This is a genomic window from Microcystis sp. M113S1, from assembly GCF_020246945.1.
Classification (GTDB): Bacteria; Cyanobacteriota; Cyanobacteriia; order Cyanobacteriales; family Microcystaceae; genus Microcystis.
Genome location: NZ_JADBSA010000031.1, coordinates 41,022 through 60,344 on the forward strand (window position 1 = coordinate 41,022; position 19,323 = coordinate 60,344).

Sequence of the window (19,323 nt, forward strand, 5' to 3'; positions counted from 1 at the left end):
TAAACTTAGAAATTATCGAGAATGGGGCATGGTTGAGAGTATAGATTACAAAAAATTAATGGCAACGACCTTAAGCAAAATGGAGGTAATGCAGGCTCGTATCAATGAATTAGAGACGAGACAAAGTGAATCCATTGCGGTGGTCGGAATGGCCTGTCGTTTTCCGGGAGGTATTAATTCCCCAGAAAAGTATTGGAGTTTTTGTCAAGCTGGACTTGATGCGATAGTAGAAGTTCCTAAAAGCCGTTGGGATATATCAAAACTGTATTCTCAAGAACCAACTTTAGGAAAAATGAACACCGCTTATGGGGGATTTCTTCAAGAGAATATCACAGAATTTGATGCCCGTTTCTTTTCGATCTCAGCAAGAGAAGCTGCCTCCATGGATCCTCAACAAAGGTTACTCTTAGAAGTTGCTTGGGAAGCCTTAGAAAATGCCAATTTACCTCTGAAAAATTTAGCCGATAATAAAGTAGGGGTATTTGTGGGGATTACTAGCATTGACCATGCCCTGAAGGTTTACGGCACAAACTATGATCAAATTGACTCTTTTTTTGGCACCGGCAATGCTCTAAGCGCAGCCGCTGGCAGGCTATCTTATTTTCTCAATCTTCACGGTCCTTGTCTCTCGATTGATGCAGCCTGTGCCTCCTCATTAGTAGCCGTCCATCAGGGGATTCGTAGCCTGAGAAATCGTGAATGTGAACTCGCTTTAGTGGGTGGGGTAAACCTCATTTTAGAACCCGCAATTACGATTACTCTTTCTCAGTCGGGAATGATGTCCCCCGATGGGCGTTGCAAGACTTTCGATGCCTCTGCAAATGGATATGTGCGAGGGGAAGGCTGTGGGGTTTTAATTTTAAAAACTTTATCAGAAGCCCAGAAAAACGGGGATCAAATTCTTGCCCTGTTGCGAGGTTCGGCAGTGAATCATAATGGCGCTGCTGCAGGTTTAACCGTACCCAGTGGACCCGCCCAGCAAGAATTGCTCCGTCAAGCTCTAGCTGATGCCAGAATAGTCCCTGAAGATGTCAGCTACATAGAAGCTCATGGCACAGGTACTTCTTTAGGAGATCCCATCGAATTGAATGCCATTGCCTCAGTTTATGGAAAGCGCTCCGACCCTCTTTATGTCGCCTCAGTGAAAACCAATATCGGCCACCTTGAAGCCGCTGCTGGCATGGCGGGAATAATTAAAACGATTCTGATTCTTCAACAGGGTAAAATCCCTCCCCATCTTCATTTCCAAAGCCCTAATCCTCTGGTTGATTGGGAAGACCATCCTATTAAAATTCCTACTCAAAATATACCTTGGCCGAATAACAATAAAGTACCCATAGCTGGGGTAAGTTCTTTCGGGTTTTCTGGCACAAATGCCCATGTCATTGTTCAACAAGCACCCGTCAGCAAAATCTCAGAAATTCAACAACAAATTCCTAGTCATCTCTTAACTCTTTCAGCCCACAACACAACCGCTTTAAAAGAATTAGCTAAACGTTTTCATACCCTCCTAGAATCTCATCCTGAAATTGGAGATATTTGTTATAGTGCAGCTGTCGGAAGGATAGATTTACCTGAACGTTTAGCCATTGTTGGCGATACTTGTCCAGAATTACAACAAAGATTAGCCGCTTTTGCTGAAGAAAACCCACTTGATGATTTGACTTTTTATCAACGTTTTACATCAGAAAAATCCCCTAAAATTGTTTTTCTTTTTACAGGGCAAGGGGCTTGTTATCCCGGCATGGGGCATCAACTCTATCAAACTCAGCCGACATTTCGTCAATATATTGATCAATGTGGCGAAATATTAGCGAAGTATTTAGACCATCCTTTAACTGAAATATTATTTGGTGAACAGACCGATTTAATCAATCAAACCGCTTACGCTCAACCGGCTATATTCGCCCTAGAATATTCCCTAACAATGCTATGGAAATCTTGGGGAATTACCCCCAGTTTACTGATTGGCCATAGTGTGGGAGAATATGTAGCAGCTTGTATCGCAGGAGTATTTAGCTTAGAAGCTGGACTCGCCTTAATTGTCAAACGGGGGCAATTAATGCAAACCACAACCTCCGGGAAAATGGCTTCAATTTTTGCTGATGAAGAGACAGTAAGTTCCCTAATTAAAAATTATAATGAAACGGTTTCAATAGCTGCCATTAATCATCCTCAACAGATTGTTATTGCTGGAGAAAGTGCCAGCCTTGAGGAAGTTATTAGCACCTGCAAAAAGCAAAAAATTCCCGCCCAATATCTCCCCGTTACTCAGGCTTTTCATTCCCCTTTAATGGAGCCAATTTTAAAAGAATTTGAAAAAGAGGCTCGTCAAATTTCTTATCAACGACCCCAAATTCTCTTACTTTCAGGACTTGATGGAGAGGTTTTAGAAAATGCACCAGATGCCACTTATTGGAGCAAACAATGCCGAGAACCAGTAAGATTTTTGTCGAGTTTGATAACCGCTTTCAACAAGGGATATAACCTATTTTTAGAAGTGGGACCAAGACCAATACTGGCAGAACAAGGTCGTCGTTATAAAGATGAGGTCATCTGGTTAAGTTCTCTCAATCGTGGCTTAGATAACTGGCATACAATTCTTTCAGCCTTGGGACAACTCTACCTCAATGGCCTGCCTTTCAACCCAGAACAATTCAATCAGAATTATGGCTATAAAAAAGTCAGATTGCCGAACTATCCCTTTCAAAGAAAACCTTTCCAATTTCAGCCTAATCCTCGAACAGAAAATCAGAGCATTGACAAAATATTCCTAGACTCACAAACTTCTAACCTTACCGAAACCACAGTTTTTAATATGCAAAAGCATCAACAGGAAATCCGTAATCAATTAAAATCAATTCTGGCTTTACTTCTGAAAGAAGATGAGAATGATCTGCCGGAGGATGAGACATTACTAAACTTAGGAGCAGACTCAATTATCTTGACTGACTTTTCTCGCAAAATTGAAGAAAAATTTCAAGTCAAAGTTAAAATAGATCAACTCTTTACCGATTTACAAACTCTTGTTGATATCTCCGAACACCTCTGCCAATTTGTAAAAGAGAAACCCTTAGAAAATACTTCAGAAATAACAACTAAAGTTATCGATGACGAGACAGAATTAAGCAATTATCTGCAAGTCATTAATCAATTGCAACCCATCGCTACAGCCTATATCATCAAGGCTTTAGAGTCCTTAGGGAAAAAACTTAATCAGGGGGAACAATGGACAATAGAAACCCTAAGACAAACCTTACCTATTGCTCCCAAATATCACATTTTGCTCAATCGTTATTTGCAGGATTTAGAGCAAGCTAATATTCTTCAAAATAAAGGGAATATTTGGACTGTCAAAAACTTGCCTGAGTATTTTTCCTTACCCCAAGCCCTACAAAAGCTAGAAAAAATTTGTCCGTCTGCAAAACCTGAATTAGAAATGTTGCAACGCTGCGGCGAAAATTTAGCAGAAGTTCTTAAGGGAAATACAGATCCCTTGACATTAATTTTCCCAGAAGGTTCCGTTGCTCATGCAGAAAGTATCTATGGCAACTCTCCCGTATCTCGATTGATGAATCAACGAGTTGCCCAAGCTATTAACCAGATTTTAAAGAACTTTTCTAATAGTGATCGCCCCTATCGAATTCTCGAAATAGGAGGAGGAACTGGTGCCACTTCAGAAGCAATTCTTAACCACTTAAACCTCGATCATGTCACTTATTCTTTTAGCGAAGTTTCTCCCTTCTTACTGCATCAAGCTAGGCAAAAATTTCAGAAAAAATATAACCTAAACTTTCATCAACTAGACATTGAAAAGTCCCCCATTTCTCAGGGGATACCTGCCCATACTTATCATATTGTTGTGGCCGCTAACGTCCTTCATGCAACCCGAAATATTACAGAAACTCTAACCCATATTCGGGAACTTCTGCGCCCCGGCGGTTACTTAGTTCTCCTCGAAACCGTAGAAAATAACTCATGGCTGAATTTAACCTTTGGATTAACCCCCGGATGGTGGCGCTTTCAGGATCAACAATTACGCTCAGATACTCCCTTATTAAGGGGTGAAAATTGGTGTTCCGTTTTAAAAAGTTGTGGGTTTGCTACGGCGAATAGTTTCTCTAAACAAAACAATATTCCCATTAACAATGGACAAGAATTAATTCTTGCTTGTGTGCCAGATGAACCCCTCTCAATTCCTGCAATGCCTAAGCTCACTGTCTCTGGTGAAAGCTCTGGTAAAGAAGCCTTAATGATGGCTCAATTACAATCTTTAAAAGACCTAAAAGACCTCCATGAAAAAACCATTATCAAGCAATTAGAAGTTCTTCAAACTGCCCCCGTCTCCCCCAGTATAGCCCCCGAAATATTAACGAATCAGACTCAAATCATTCCTGCCCAAAGCTCTAAAATAGAAACTTACCCGCCGGTTTCTCAAGAGAAGCCCAAATCTCCTGAGAAACCTAGTTCTCCCAATTTAAACCCCTTAGCCTTAAAGCTCACTGAGAACAAATCCTTAACCGAACAACAACAAGCCTTTATTCAAAATTTACAGGGTATTTATAACCAGAAAACCGCCAAATCAAAAGCCTATTCACAAAATAGCCGTAAGACAATGGTAGATGTTAAACCGACCATTGACTTCCGCATGGCCTTAAAAGAATTTCAATATCCCATTGTTTCAGAATCCGCTCAAGGGGCTTATTTTAAGGACATTGATGGCAATAATTACATTGACTTAGCCATGGGGTTTGGGGTTAACTTTTTTGGGCATAGTCCTGATTTTGTCATTGAAGCGGTTCAAGAACAAATAAATCGAGGAATAGGTTTAGGAATGCAGTCAAATCTGGCCGCCGAAACCGCCGCTTTAATTAGTGAAATGGGCCGAGTCGAAAGAGTCGCTTTTAGTAATACGGGAACCGAGGCGATTATGGCGGCTGTTCGCATTGCTCGCTCCCGTACAAAACGTCAAAAAATCGTTATGTTTGCCGGCTCCTATCATGGAACTTTTGACGGCATCTTAGCACGAGTAGGAGAAGATAAAACCACTGCTCAACCTTTAAGTCTAGGCACCCCTTTAGGAATGGTTGAAGACGTAATAGTCTTGAGTTATGGAGTTGAAGAAAGCCTCGATATTATTGCTACTCATGCTGATGATTTAGCCGCCGTATTAGTCGAACCAGTTCAAAGTCGCAAACCCGATTTACAGCCTCAAGAATTTCTGCAAAAACTACGACAAATAACCCACAAAAAAGGAATCACACTCATTTTTGATGAAATTATTACCGGCTTTCGGATTGCTCCGGGAGGAGCGCAAGAATGGTTCAATGTTGAAGCCGATATAGTCATTTATGGTAAGGCCATTGGAGGAGGTTTACCAATTAGTATGATCTGCGGTAAAGCAGATTTCTTAGATACCGTTGACGGCGGTTTCTGGCAATACGGAGATGACTCTCATCCCCAAACCGAGTTAACCGCTTTTGGGGGAACTTTTTGTCGTCATCCTTTAGCCCTTGCTGCTTGTCGTGCTGTGCTGTTACATCTTCGGGAAAACAGTACAACGATTCAAGAAAAAGTGAATCAATTAACTCATCGATTAGCCACCGAAGTCAATCAGTTTTTTCAAGAAATAGGCATTCCGATTCGGGTTGTTAATTTTGGCTCTTTATTCCGCTTTGAACCTTTTGGAGCTTATAGTATCTTCTTACAACCCATCGAATTACCCCTCTTTTATTATCTATTAAATCTCAAAGGGATCTACACATGGGAAAAACGAGTTTGTTTTCTCTCCACCTGCCATACTAATGAAGATATAGACAAAGTTATAGTAGCTGTCAAAGAAGCGATTACGGAATTGCAGCAAGCCGGTTTTTTTGCTAATGCTAAACGCCCCCAAGTCAAGAAAGAAGAAAAAAAGCCGCTCTCTGAAGATGAAGATGGTAGGGGACATTTACCATCTTTAAATCAATCCTTTCCCACCAGTGAAGCTCAACGTCAGCTTTGGTTATTAGCTGAATTAGACCGTAATGCTTCAGCATCCTATAACGTCACAACATCCCTAGAATTACGAGGTTCTTTAGATGTTTACATTTTAGAAAAAACGATTAATCAAGTTATTAATCGCCATGAAGCTTTGCGAACCCAAATTATAGAACAAGGAGAATTACAGGAAGTTGTCAATGAAGTTAACATTAAATTAAAACTAATTGATTTGAAGGATGAAGATAATCCCGAAGCGACGGCATTAGCGTTACGATCTCAGTTTTCCCAAAAACCCTTTGACTTGTCGATTGCCCCCTTATTTGCTGTGATTTTAATGCGCTTAAAACCTGACCATTATCTGCTATCTTTAAAAACTCATCATATTGTGGCAGATGGTTGGTCACTAGGATTAATTTTGCAGGAAATTGGTCAATTTTATTCATCCCCAAATAACACAACTAAAGAGGTTCTCAAACCACCGATGCAGTTTCGGCAATATTTAACTTTGCGAGCGCAAGAGACGCAAAGTCCACAAATGTTAGAGCATCGGGATTTTTGGTTGAAAACCTATCAAGAACATCTGCCAACCTTTGAGCTTCCCACCGACTTTCCCCGTCCCGCTGTTAAAACCTACACTGGTGGACAAGAAAGTCAAGTCATTCCTTCTGAAGTTGGGCAAAATTTGCAGAAAGTAGGACGCAAAAATAAAGCTACATTATTTATGACGATGTTCGCCGCTTATACTGCTTTTTTGCGTCGAATTTCTGGCCATAAAGATTTAGTCATTGGTATTCCTATTTCTGGGCGACAAATAGAAGGCAGTGACAACTTAGTAGGCTTTTGTTCTCAATTTTTACCCCTGCGGATACAAGTCGATGCTACCACCTCTTTTATTGAACATTTACAACATACTAAACAAACCCTGATAGACGCTTTTCGCCATCAGAGTTATACTTTAGAGGATTTATTAGCAGCTTTACAATTACCTAGAGATTTTTCTCGTTCCCCTCTCATTTCGGTATCTTTTAACATGGATCCTAGTTTAACTCTGCCTGAGTTTAAAGACTTAAAAGTATCCTTGCCACCGGAACCGATTGGTTACACCCCTTTTGATCTAGGATTTAACTTAATTGAACTTAATGATAACCTCATTATTTACTGCAATTACAATACAGAACTCTTTAAAAAAGAGACAATTAAACAATTTATTGAAAGCTTTGAAATTTTGCTGAGGGGAATCATTGACGATGCTAATAATCTTCTTTATCAGTTACCTTTATTAACCTCAGTACAACAAGAGCAGTTACTCAGACAATTAACGGGAAAAACTCGCAAACTCCCTGAAAAATCCACCATCATTGATGACTTTGTAGCTCAAGTTAAATTAACCCCTAATGCTCCCGCCTTAATTGCGGGAAAAATTAGCCTTAGCTATCAAGAATTAAATGAAAAAGTCAATCGTCTTACTCATTATTTACAGCAGGAATATCAGCTAGGTGTAGGAAAAGTGATTGGGGTGATGCTCCAGCGTGATCACAACTTAATCATCGGGATTCTGGCTACCTTTAAAACTGGAGCGACTTACGTTCCTATAGACTCTCAATATCCTAACAGTCGCATTGAGTTTATTTTAAAAGATAGTGGCTGTCATGTTTGCCTAACGGAGAGTAATTTTATCTCTAAGTTACCTGAAAAAATAGAGAAAATTTGCTTAGATAAAATCGATCCTATTGTTGAAAAATATGACAAAAATGAGCCTAAAATATTCCGCAACTCTAGCCAAACCGCCTATATTTTCTACACTTCAGGCTCAACTGGTAATCCTAAAGGAGTCATGGGCCGTCACATCTCAATTTTGAATGTTATTCAAAGCTTACGACTTACCTTTGATTTAGATAAACATCCTGAATGGCGCTATATTTTCACAGCTGCTGTTACTCATGATCCATCTATTCGTAATATTTTTCTCCCCTTAACCATAGGTGCATCCCTATATATGTACGAAATAAAATATATAGGACATTTGGTTTCTTTCTTACAGGAAAATCAAATTAATGCCCTACACACCACCCCATCTATCTATCGAGAAATCTTCGGGCTACTTGAACCAGAAGAAACCATTTCCAGCTTAAAATATATCTCGGTAGGAGGGGAAAAATTAGATCGGGAAACTGCCTTAGCTTTACGGAAACGTTTTCCAGCAGAAATTGTTAGCAATGTCTACGGATCTACAGAAACTTGTGTAGGAGTATCCCAGTATGAAATCACGGAAAACTTAGACAGCGAAATCCCCCTCGGTCAAGTTTTCCATAACAATCGCTTAGGGGTTCTTGATGAATTTAATAATCCCGTTCCCCTCCATGTAATCGGCGAAATTTGTGTAGAAGGTGCCGCCCTAGCATCGGGTTATCATAACCAACCCGAAATGACTCAAGAAAAATTTAAACCTAGCTTTCTTGATGAGACAAAAACTCTCTTTAGAACCGGCGATTTAGGCAAGCAAACTGCTCCCGGTATCATTGAGTTTATAGGACGAAAAGATAATCAAGTTAAGGTCAATGGTTATCGAATTGATCCCGGAGAAATTGAATATCAATTGACTCGTTATGCTCCCATTGAAAGGGCGATTGTTTTACCCGTTCAAGTGAATAATCAAACTCAATTATCTGCTTACTGTCAAACAGACAAAATTCTGGAAATTGCTGAGATTCGAGAATTTCTTGCCAAATTTTTACCAGTTTATATGATTCCGAGTTACTTTATTTTTTTAAAGCAATTCCCCTTAACTCGACATGGGAAACTTGACCTGCACTCCCTGAGAGAACTCAGAGAAACCAGTAAATCTCTGGTTAATTCTAATTATGTTCCACCCCGGAATTATTTAGAATCCAATCTCGTTAGCATCTGGGAAAAAATTCTCTCTAAATATCCTATCGGTATTTTTGATAACTTCTTTGAAATTGGCGGTCATTCTCTACTCTTATCAAGGGTTGTAACCCGGGTTCATAAAGAACTAAATGTATCCGTAAAATTGGCTGACTTCTTTAAAGTTCCAACCATTGCTGGATTGGCGACTTTAATCTCCCAGACTCAATACAATTATCAAGAACCCATTGCGGCAATTCCCCCCCAAAAATCCTATCCGATGTCTCATGGTCAGCGTCGTCTTTGGGCTTTAGAATTTCTAGATCACAATCATAATGCTTACGGAATGCCCAGTGCTTATCAATTCAAGGGCAATCTTAATATTGATGCTTTTGAAAATGCCTTTCAACAGTTAATTCAACGCCATGAAATTTTGCGGACAACCTTTACTTTAATCAATAATCAACCCCGTCAAGTTGTCCATAATCAAATGAACTTTGTCATTAAACAAATAGACCTGACAGCTTATGTTAGGACAGAACAAGAAAACTTGATCGAAGAAGCGATTGCCCATAATGCCAAAACGACTTTTGATTTAGAAGTCGGACCGTTACTTAAAGTTAACTTACTTAAACTAAGCCAAGAGAATTACATCGTCTTGTTTAATATGCACCATATCATTTCTGATGGTTGGTCAGCAGGGGTTTTAATTAAAGATTTCCTCACCCATTATCACGCCTATGGACAAGAAAATTACCAATTAATGCCCCCTCTCAGAATTCATTATAAAGACTATACTTCTTGGCAAGAAAGTCAATTAGAAACCTCGAAACTTCAAGGTCAACGGGATTACTGGTTAGCTAAATTAACTCCTGTCCCTGTGCGTCTTAACTTACCTGTTGATTATCCGCGCCCACCTGTTAAAAGTTTTCAAGGAAATACAATTACATGGCAACCTGAACCCGAATTGATCAATACTTTTGAGAAGTTAATTAAAGCACAAGAAGCCAGTTTATTTATGGGTTTAGTTAGTTTGGTTAAGAGTTTTCTATTCCGTTATACTGAGCAAAATGAAATTACAATAGGCTCTGCTATCGCCGGCAGAAATCATCCTGATTTAGAAGATCAAATCGGATTTTATGTTAACACTCTAGTCCTGCGGGATCAGATAGCAGATCACGACAGTTTTACGGATGTCCTTAGCAAAGTAAAAACAACCACTTTAGAGGCTTATGATAATCAAGACTATCCCTTTGATCAGATCGTATCTGATTTGAATTTACAACGAGATCCTAGCCGGAATGCTCTCTTTGATGTTGCAATTGTCCTGCAAAATAATCAAAATGTAGATCTCGCCTTGAACGGAATTACAGTTAACTCCATTGACCCAAAAATGATTACCGCTAAATTTGATTTAGAATTTATCTTTGTTGAGGAAGAAGAACTTTATCTCAAGCTAATCTACAACACAGATATATTTATCCATGAGCGAATTTTATTGATCATAGATTTGTTAAAAAATTGGCTAGAGCAAGTTTTAAAATTTGCCCATGAACCTTTGATAAACTTATCCTTAGCTTCCTCAGAAAATCTGATTCAAGAGGAGCAGGATCTGTTCGCAGAAGACTTTAATTTTTAGTCAACAGCAATTATACGAGCCGGAGATTTTAATGAAGACAAAACTACCGATTCTTGGCATTTTAGGGGGTATGGGACCAGTGGTTACCGCCGAATTTCTTAAGTCGATTTATGAATATAACCCTTTTATTGATAAGGAACAAGAAGCCCCTAATGTCATCGTTTTTTCTCTTCCCTCTGCACCTGATCGCACAGGTTCTATTGATAGTGGAAAAGAAAGAGAATTTATTGATTTTATCCAAGTCAATTTGGAACATCTCAATAAACTGGCTGATTGCATAGTCATTGGCTGTTGTACGGCTCATTATGCTCTACCTCAGATTCCCGAAAATCTGACGGATAAACTTATTTCCTTAATTAAAATAGCGGATCAAGAACTCCAAGAATATAATGAACCTACCCTTTTACTTGCTAGTACAGGGACTTACCAGAAAAAATTATTTCATGAAGGCTGCACCACCGCAGATCTGATTATTTCTCTCTCAGAAAGTGATCAAAAGTTGATTCATGAAATGATCTATAAAGTGCTAAAAAGAGGACACGATCCGTTAAGTATTCTTAGGGATATAGAAGCATTATTAGAGAAATATAACACTCGCTCCTATATTTCTGGGTGTACCGAATTTCATCTCTTAACAAAATCTCTCAAACTCAAAGGAATTGACTCCATTAAAGCGATCGATCCTTTAAGTACCATCGCTCAAAACTTTTCTCAGTTAATCATCAAACAAGCTCAGGTAGATCTAGTGACCGACTGCCATCAACCTTCAAACCCAAAAAGCCCTTGACCATCGCACCCCTAGGAGGTACAATTCAAACTTGAATTGGCCACTTCTGACTTTTAACTTGCGCGTAGCGATATACTGATTCATAGGGTTGTCGAGATTGGTTCTATTTTTGATCAAGAGGTGTAAAAAAAGTGTCTAAGCATTCAATCAGTTTTGGAGGACAATTGGAAGATAATTGGCGGACTCTGTCAGAAGTCTTAGAAAGTGCCACTCAACATAATAATCATGGAATTACTTATATTAAAAATGACGCAACTGAATATTTTCAGAGTTATCAAGACTTATATCAAGATGCTCTGGTTATTTTAAATGGACTGGAACAAAAAGGAATAAAATTAGGGCATAAAGTCATTCTACAAATTGCCAAAAATCAAGACTTTATTCCCGCACTCTGGGCTTGTTTTTTAGGGGGAATTATTCCAGTTCCTTTGACCGTTGCTCCTAGCTATGATCTGGAAAATTCTGCCGTCAAAAAACTAGAGAATGTTTGGAAAATTTTAGACAATCCTTTGATATTATCCGACAGTGAACTAATTACTGAAATAGAAAAATTAGGAACCTACTCTCATCTAGAAGGGTGGCAAGTTATCTCGGTTAATGAACTCAGAAAAGCCCCCTCTAAAGTCCATCAATTACCGATTATTGATCCACAAGATACGGCCTTATTACTTTTTACTTCGGGTAGTACGGGTATGCCCAAGGGAGTAATATTAACTCATCATAATATTCTGTCCATGACTGCTGGTACAGTGGCAATGAACCACTTTACCCAACAAGAAGTTACCCTTAATTGGATGCCCTTAGATCATGTAGGAGCTATCGTATTTTTAGGAATTATGGCGGTAGATTTGGCTTGTCATCAAATTCATGTTCCGATGGAATTAGTCCTACGCCAACCTCTCCAATGGTTAGACCTCATTCAAAAGCATCAAGTAAGCATTTCTTGGTCCCCTAACTTTGCATTTTCCTTAATTAATCAACAGGCCGAAGAACTTAAGCACGCCTCTTATAACCTCTCCTCAATGAAATTTTTAGTGAATGCTGGCGAGCAAGTTTCAGTAAAAACGATTCGCCTATTCTTAGAAATTCTTGAAAAACATCAACTACGGGAGAGAGCGATTAAACCAGCTTTTGGCATGACTGAATCCTGTTCTGGGATTACTTGGTCAGCCGGTTTAAGTAAAAATGAACTCACCGAAGAAAATAGTTTTGTCTCTCTAGGAAAGCCGATTCCTGGAGCAACTATCCGGATAGTCGATCAGGAAAATAATCCTTTACCTGAAAGAGAAATTGGAAAGCTTCAAATTCAAGGTAATTCTGTTACTAAAGGATATTACAATAATACTGAACTCAACCTGGAAGTTTTTCAAGAAGGGTGGTTTACTACGGGAGATTTGGGGTATTTATTTAATGGGGAACTCTTTATTACTGGGCGAGAAAAACAAGAAATTATAATTAATGGTGTTAATTACTTTGCCCATGAACTTGAAACAACAATCGAAGAATTAGAAGGGGTTAAAGTATCTTATACAGCCGCCTTTGCTGTCTTTGATCAAAGTCGAGAAACTGATTTATTAATTATTACTTTTAGCCCAGAATCTGATCAATTTGAACACTGGATAAAAGTTGTTAGAAAAATTCGCAGTCATTTGACCCAAAAATTCGGGATTGCTCCAGCTTATGTCATTCCCTTAGAAAGGAATTTAGTTCCTAAAACCTCTATTGGCAAGGTTCAAAAATCTAAATTAAAAAAGGATTTTGAACAGGGATTATTTACCAGCCTTATCCAAGAAATAGATCAATATTTAGCAAAAGAGCGCCAGAAAAATCAAACCTTACCTCAATCAGAAAATGAACGTCAAATAGCAGCAGTTTGGAGTGAAGTTTTACAGTTAACCTCAGTTGGTTTGGAGGATAACTTCTTTGAACTAGGGGGACATTCTATACACTTAATCCGAGTTCAAAATGAACTTGAAAAACTTTTTAACCGTCAGCTATCCCTTGCTGAAATGTTTAAAAATCCTACCGTTGCCACCCTAGCCCGTTTCTTAAGCGAAGAATCAAATACCACTCAAGTTATAGCACAAAAAAGCCGTCAACGTGCCGAAAATCGGACCCGTCGCCATAATGAAACCCATGACATTGCAATTATTGGTATGGCGGGGCAATTCCCAGGGGCTAAAAATTTAACAACCTTCTGGGAAAATTTAAAAAATGGAATCGAAACTATCTCTTTCTTTTCGGAAGAAGAATTACGAGAGTCGGGAGTGTCTCCGGAACTCTTTAATCAGCCTAATTATGTTAGAGCTAGACCAATTCTCGATCAAGTTGAATACTTTGACAGCGAATTTTTTGGCTATACAGATAGAGAGGCAGAATTACTAGACCCTCAGCAACGTTTACTTCTTGAATGTAGTTGGGAATGTTTAGAAAACGCTGGTTATAATCCTAGTACTTATCAAGGATCAATTGGTATATTTGCTGGCGCAAGTATGAACACCTATTTGATAAATAATTGTTATCCTAATCGGGGTCAATTAGATAGTAATGACGAGTTACAACCCTTCACACTAGATTCAACGGGAGGGTTTCAAACAATGGTAGCTAATGACAAAGACTATTTAACAACGCGAATTTCTTATAAACTAAACTTACAGGGCCCAAGCGTTAATGTTCAAACTGCTTGCTCTACTGGATTAGTTGTAGTTCATCTCGCTTGTCAGAGTCTAATTAGTGGAGAAAGTGACATGGCTCTAGCTGGAGCTGCTTCAATTAATTCTCCTCAAAAAATTGGTTACTTATATCAAGAAGGACTGATCATGTCTCCTGATGGTCATTGTCGCGCCTTTGATGCTGAAGCAAAAGGGACTATTTTTGGCAGTGGAGTAGGAGTAATTCTGCTCAAAAGATTGTCAGATGCTTTAGCCGATCATGACCATATTTATGCAGTTATTAAAGGCTCTGCTATTAATAATGATGGTGGCCAAAAATTAGGATTTACTGCGCCTGGTGGAGAGGGTCAAATTGCTGCCGCTACGGAAGCCCTAGCCTTTGCCGGTGTTGATGCTAATACAATTAGTTTTGTAGAAGCTCATGGCACAGGAACCCCCCTTGGAGATCCCATTGAAGTTGATGCTTTAGCTAAAGTTTATCAGGGTGCAAATGAGGGAGAATGTGCTTTAGGTTCAGTAAAAACTAATATCGGACATATGCAGATTGCTTCCGGTATTGCCGGTTTAATTAAAGCGACTTTAGCCCTCAAATATAGAGTTATTCCACCTACATTACATTTCCAAAATCCTAACCCTCAAATTAATTTTTCTCAGACTCCTTTTTATATTAATAATGAAGCTATTTCTTGGACTACTAAGCAAGACAAGGACGAAAAATTACCCCGACGGGCAGGGGTAAACTCTTTAGGTATTGGCGGGGTTAATGCTCATGTTATTCTAGAAGAAGCTCCTCCCATTATTCCTCAAGACAATCAGAGCAAACGTCCCTATCATTTGCTCACCCTTTCCGCTCGAACCGAACCGGCTTTAACAGATTTAGTAAGTCGCTACATAGACTTTTTAGAAAGTCAACCTGAAAAGGATATGTCTGATGTAGTATTTACGGCCAATACAGGCCGAGTTCATTTCTCGAATCGTTTAGCCTTAACTGGCTATAAAAACAGTGATTTTATTGAACAATTACGTCAGTTCAAGCAACTAGATTATCAGTCAACTATTCATGGTATAGTTGATGAAAAAAGACCGCCTAAAATTGCCTTTTTATTTACAGGACAAGGTTCTCAATATGCAGGGATGGCTCATCAACTCTATCAGACTCAACCCACCTTTAGAAAAACTTTAGACGCAGGGGAAAACTACTATCAAAAACTAACGGGTAAATCCCTGCTAAACGTCGTATTTGCTGATACAGATGACCCCTTAAACCAAACCGCTTATACCCAACCGGCACTATTTCTGATTGAAGTTGCTCTCGCTCAATTATGGCATTCTTGGGGAATTCAACCGGCCGCCATTTTAGGGCATAGTTTAGGAGAATATTCTGCTGCTTGTTTTGCTGGCGTTTTTGATCTTGAAAGTGGCTTAAAGCTGGTCACCCATCGAGGCAATTTGATGGGGCAGTTACCCCAAAATCAAGGGGAAATGGCCGCTATTTTTCTCGATAAGAACTCAGTTATTGAGCAGTGCCAAAGCCAAGGCATAAAAATCGCTATTGCTGCCATTAATGCGGAACAACATACCGTTATTTCTGGAGAAAAAAGCGTAATTCAAGAACTCTGTAACCATTTCAATAATGCCGGGGTGAAAGTTCGTCAACTCAAAGTTTCCCATGCTTTTCACTCCCCTTTAGTAGAGCCAATGGTTGCAGAATTTAAAACGATTCTTCAAGAGACTTCTTTCAGTCAACCTCAAATTTCTCTGGTCTCTAACCTAACAGGAGAAATTGCTGATGACAGCATTATGACTCCTGAGTATTGGCTTCAACATTTACTAAATACGGTACAATTTCATCAAGGGGCTTTATTCCTACAATCTCTCGGATGTGATACCTTTATTGAAATTGGACCTCAACCTATTCTCTCAGGAATTGTTCAATCATCCCTATCTTCATCTGAACCTCTAACTCTACCCAGTTTACGCTCAGGATTTTCTGATTGGCAAGTTTTATTAGAAAGTCTGGGCAAACTTTATGTTCGCGGTGCAAAGATAGACTGGTTTAGTTTTGATCAAGACTATCATCCTAGACGATGTGCTTTACCTACTTATCCCTTTCAAAAACGTCAACACTGGATTTCTTTAAAAACCCCATCTGCAACTGTTCCACGGGAATCTAATCTGGTCAAAATGTTATCTGAAAAGGACAAAACTACTTTAATGCAAACCCTCTTAGAAACAGGTCATTATTCTGAAGATGAAAAACCAACAATATCCGCCATTGTTCAACAGTTGATTAAACTGTATTATCAAGAAAAAGAGGACTTTAATTTTGCCAAATTACTTTATCAAGTAGCTTGGCTTCCCTGGGATTTAGCCAACGGTAAGCTAGAAAATCTGACCACCCTTAAAACGGATTTAGAGGTTTACTTAGAACCCCAATTACACTCCTCAGAATTGATGGGAGTTTCTCTCGCTTTTTCCGAAATGGAAAAACTGGCAGCTGACTTTGTAGTTAAAGCTCTGAAAGATTTAGAACTCTTTCAAATGAATACCTTTCTTGATCCCGATCAAAGTTTTATTCAAGCTGAACTCAAACAAGAATATAAATCTTTCTGGAATCATGTTCTAGAAATATTAGCGAAAGTCGGCATTTTAGAAAAGCAAAATACCCTATGGAAAATTATTAAAGAACCCGAACACTCTAATCCTGATTTAGCGGTAGAGGATTTAATCAATCATTATCCTAATGCTCAAATAGAACTCAATCTATTTCGACAAGTTGCCACAAATTTAGCAGCCATTATTACGGGAAAAATATCTCCTTTATCTATCCTATTTTCTCAAGATGGACAAGGAGGAGCCAGCGAGTTTTATAAAAATACATCTTCGGCAAAAATTCTCAATCTGGGTATCTCTAAAACCGTTGAACTTCTACTCTCAAGTTATGCTCCCTCAGCTTCCCTCCGCATTCTCGAAATTGGCGCGGGAACTGGAGCTACAACCCAACAGGTTCTTAAAGCTTGTAAGTCTCGTCAAATTACCTACACATTCACTGATGTTTCCCCCTTCTTTCTAGAGAAAGCTAGAGATAATTTGGCTGAATTTTCTGGACTAGAATACAAAGTACTCGATATTGAAAAAAGTCCGAAATCCCAAGGGTTTTGCTGTCATTCTTATGACTTGATTATCGCAGCTAATGTCTTACACTCTACCGCCAATTTACAAGAGGAAACCTTGCCTCATATTCAAAGTTTACTACGTCCAGGCGGTCATTTATTACTGTTAGAATTAACTCAGCAATCTTCCTGGATTGATTTAATCTTTGGTCTGACCCAAGGTTGGTGGCGTTTTAGCGATTATCATTTGCGCCCAAATCATCCTATAATTACAGCATCGACTTGGGAATCTATTCTGCTTAAATCGGGGTTTTCTCAGGTAGAATTTGTTTCTCCTGATCAAAAAATAGGTAGTGTTTTATTTCAGCAAAGTATTATTCTGGCTCAAAGTTCCGAAATCTCCCCTAACCTCGCTAAAAACTGGCTAATTTTTACTGATGTTGACCCCCAACAAAATACTTTTCCCTTAGCGATTCAAGAGCAACTACTCAAAAAGTGTGATTCCTGTCGGATAATTTATCAAGGGGATAAAAATACACAAATATCATCTTCTGAGTCTTGTTTGAATGCTAATCAACTACAACAATTAGAGGAATGGTTTGCGTCAAATCCATCTCCAGATCGAATTATTTATCTTTTGAATAGTGATGCCAAAGATCAACCAGAATCCATTTTATTAAATCGCTGTAACTATCTTTTAAATCTTCTCAAAGCTATTCAAACAATCCCTAATCCCCCTCAATTATTCCTTGTCACTCAGGGGGCCCAACCCTTTGAATTAGAACAGCCTTCTTTAGGGTTTCAGTCTCCTCTTTGGGCAATGGGGCGTGTTATTGCCCTAGAAAATCCGCAATTATGGGGAGGTATGCTGGATCTTGATCCCGACCTTGATATTAATCAAAATATTACCGCATTACTATTAGGATTAACTCATGCTCACGATGAGGATCATTTGGTCTTCCGCAAAGGTCAAGGCTATGTTGCTCGTCTGCTTCCTCTGAAGTCTCTAGAGACAAAAACCGTTAAGATTCAACCTGAGGCTACCTACCTAATTACGGGAGGAATAGGACATCTAGGCTTAGAATTGGCGGAACATTTAGTCAATTTAGGAGCAAAACATCTCATTTTAACGACACGCCGCTCATTACCAGCCCGCTTCCTGTGGGATTCAGCAGCCGAATTAGCTCAAATATCAGAAAAAATCAGAAAATTAGAGGAAAAAGGAGCATCAATCGAAGTGATTTCGGCAGACGTTGGCAATTTTGAGGCCATGCAGTCCATATTTACCCAGATTGAAAAAACCGCTTATCCCTTGCGTGGCATTTTCCATCTTGCCGGAATCTCAGGCCGACAAGCTCAATTAAAAGACTGTACTTTGCAGGATATCGAAGCAGTTTTTCAGGCAAAAGTTAAGGGTTCTTGGAATTTACATCAACTATCTTTGGGTACTCAATTAGACTATTTTGTGCTGTTTTCTTCGGCGGGTGCTATTTGGGGGGCAAAGGAACAAGGGTTATATGATACTGTTAGTCATTGGCTGGATGCTTTGGCTCATTTCCGTCATCTTCAAGGGCTTCCCGCAACGGCTTTAAATTGGGCATTATTGGCGGGTAATGGTATAGTTTCTCAAGACTATGAGGACTGGCTCAAACAGATTGGTATCAGGGAAATTGCTCCAGATATGGCCTTGAGGGTGATGGATGCTATTATGGCTTCTAATCAAACACAAGTTTTAATCGCTGATGTGGATTGGGTTCGTTTCAAAAATATCTATCAATTTAAAGGCGAGAAACCACTCCTAAAAAATTTAGGACTCTCAGAAATTCCCATTAAGTCTGTTCAAGAATCAGACTCTGTACTGGATCTTTTAGAGGATATTCCTTTAGGAGAACGTCGGGAATATTTGTTAGAATATGTTAGCAAACAAGTCAGAATTATTTTAGGGATTAAATCTATGCCAGATTCAGAACAAGGATTGATAGAAATGGGGATTGATTCCTTATCCTCTATTGAATTGAAAAATCGTTTAGAGAAAGGATTAGAAGTTCTCTTACCCACTTCTTTAGTCTTTGACTTTCCTAATATTAGACGCTTAGTTGATTATCTGTTTGACCGTATTTTCGGTGAAAAAGTTCAAAAAACAGCCCAGAAGATGATTAACTTCACTGAAGTTCAGCAGGAGATTAGTGAGGATTTAATCTTACAAGAACTTACTGATTTGGAGGCTTTTTTAGGAGATTAAATAATCCTAAGCCTTGAAGTTAG

3 protein-coding genes are annotated in these 19,323 nt (G+C 39.0%); all 3 read left to right on the top strand.

Annotated elements, in window-relative coordinates:
* Window positions 1–28 precede the first annotated feature (28 nt).
* The 3 genes from IM319_RS01895 (at window position 29) to IM319_RS01905 (ending at window position 19,300) form a co-directional block, all read left to right on the top strand.
* Window positions 29–10,486, top strand: a complete 10,458-nt coding sequence (locus IM319_RS01895) for a non-ribosomal peptide synthetase/type I polyketide synthase (RefSeq protein WP_287734408.1) — start codon at window positions 29–31, stop codon at window positions 10,484–10,486.
* Window positions 10,487–10,517: 31 nt separating this feature from the next.
* A complete protein-coding gene (locus IM319_RS01900; protein WP_286824305.1) occupies window positions 10,518–11,273 on the top strand; it encodes an aspartate/glutamate racemase family protein in 756 nt (251 codons plus the stop codon).
* Between the two features lie 131 nt (window positions 11,274–11,404).
* Window positions 11,405–19,300, top strand: a complete 7,896-nt coding sequence (locus tag IM319_RS01905) for a type I polyketide synthase (RefSeq protein ID WP_287734409.1) — start codon at window positions 11,405–11,407, stop codon at window positions 19,298–19,300.
* Window positions 19,301–19,323 lie beyond the last annotated feature (23 nt).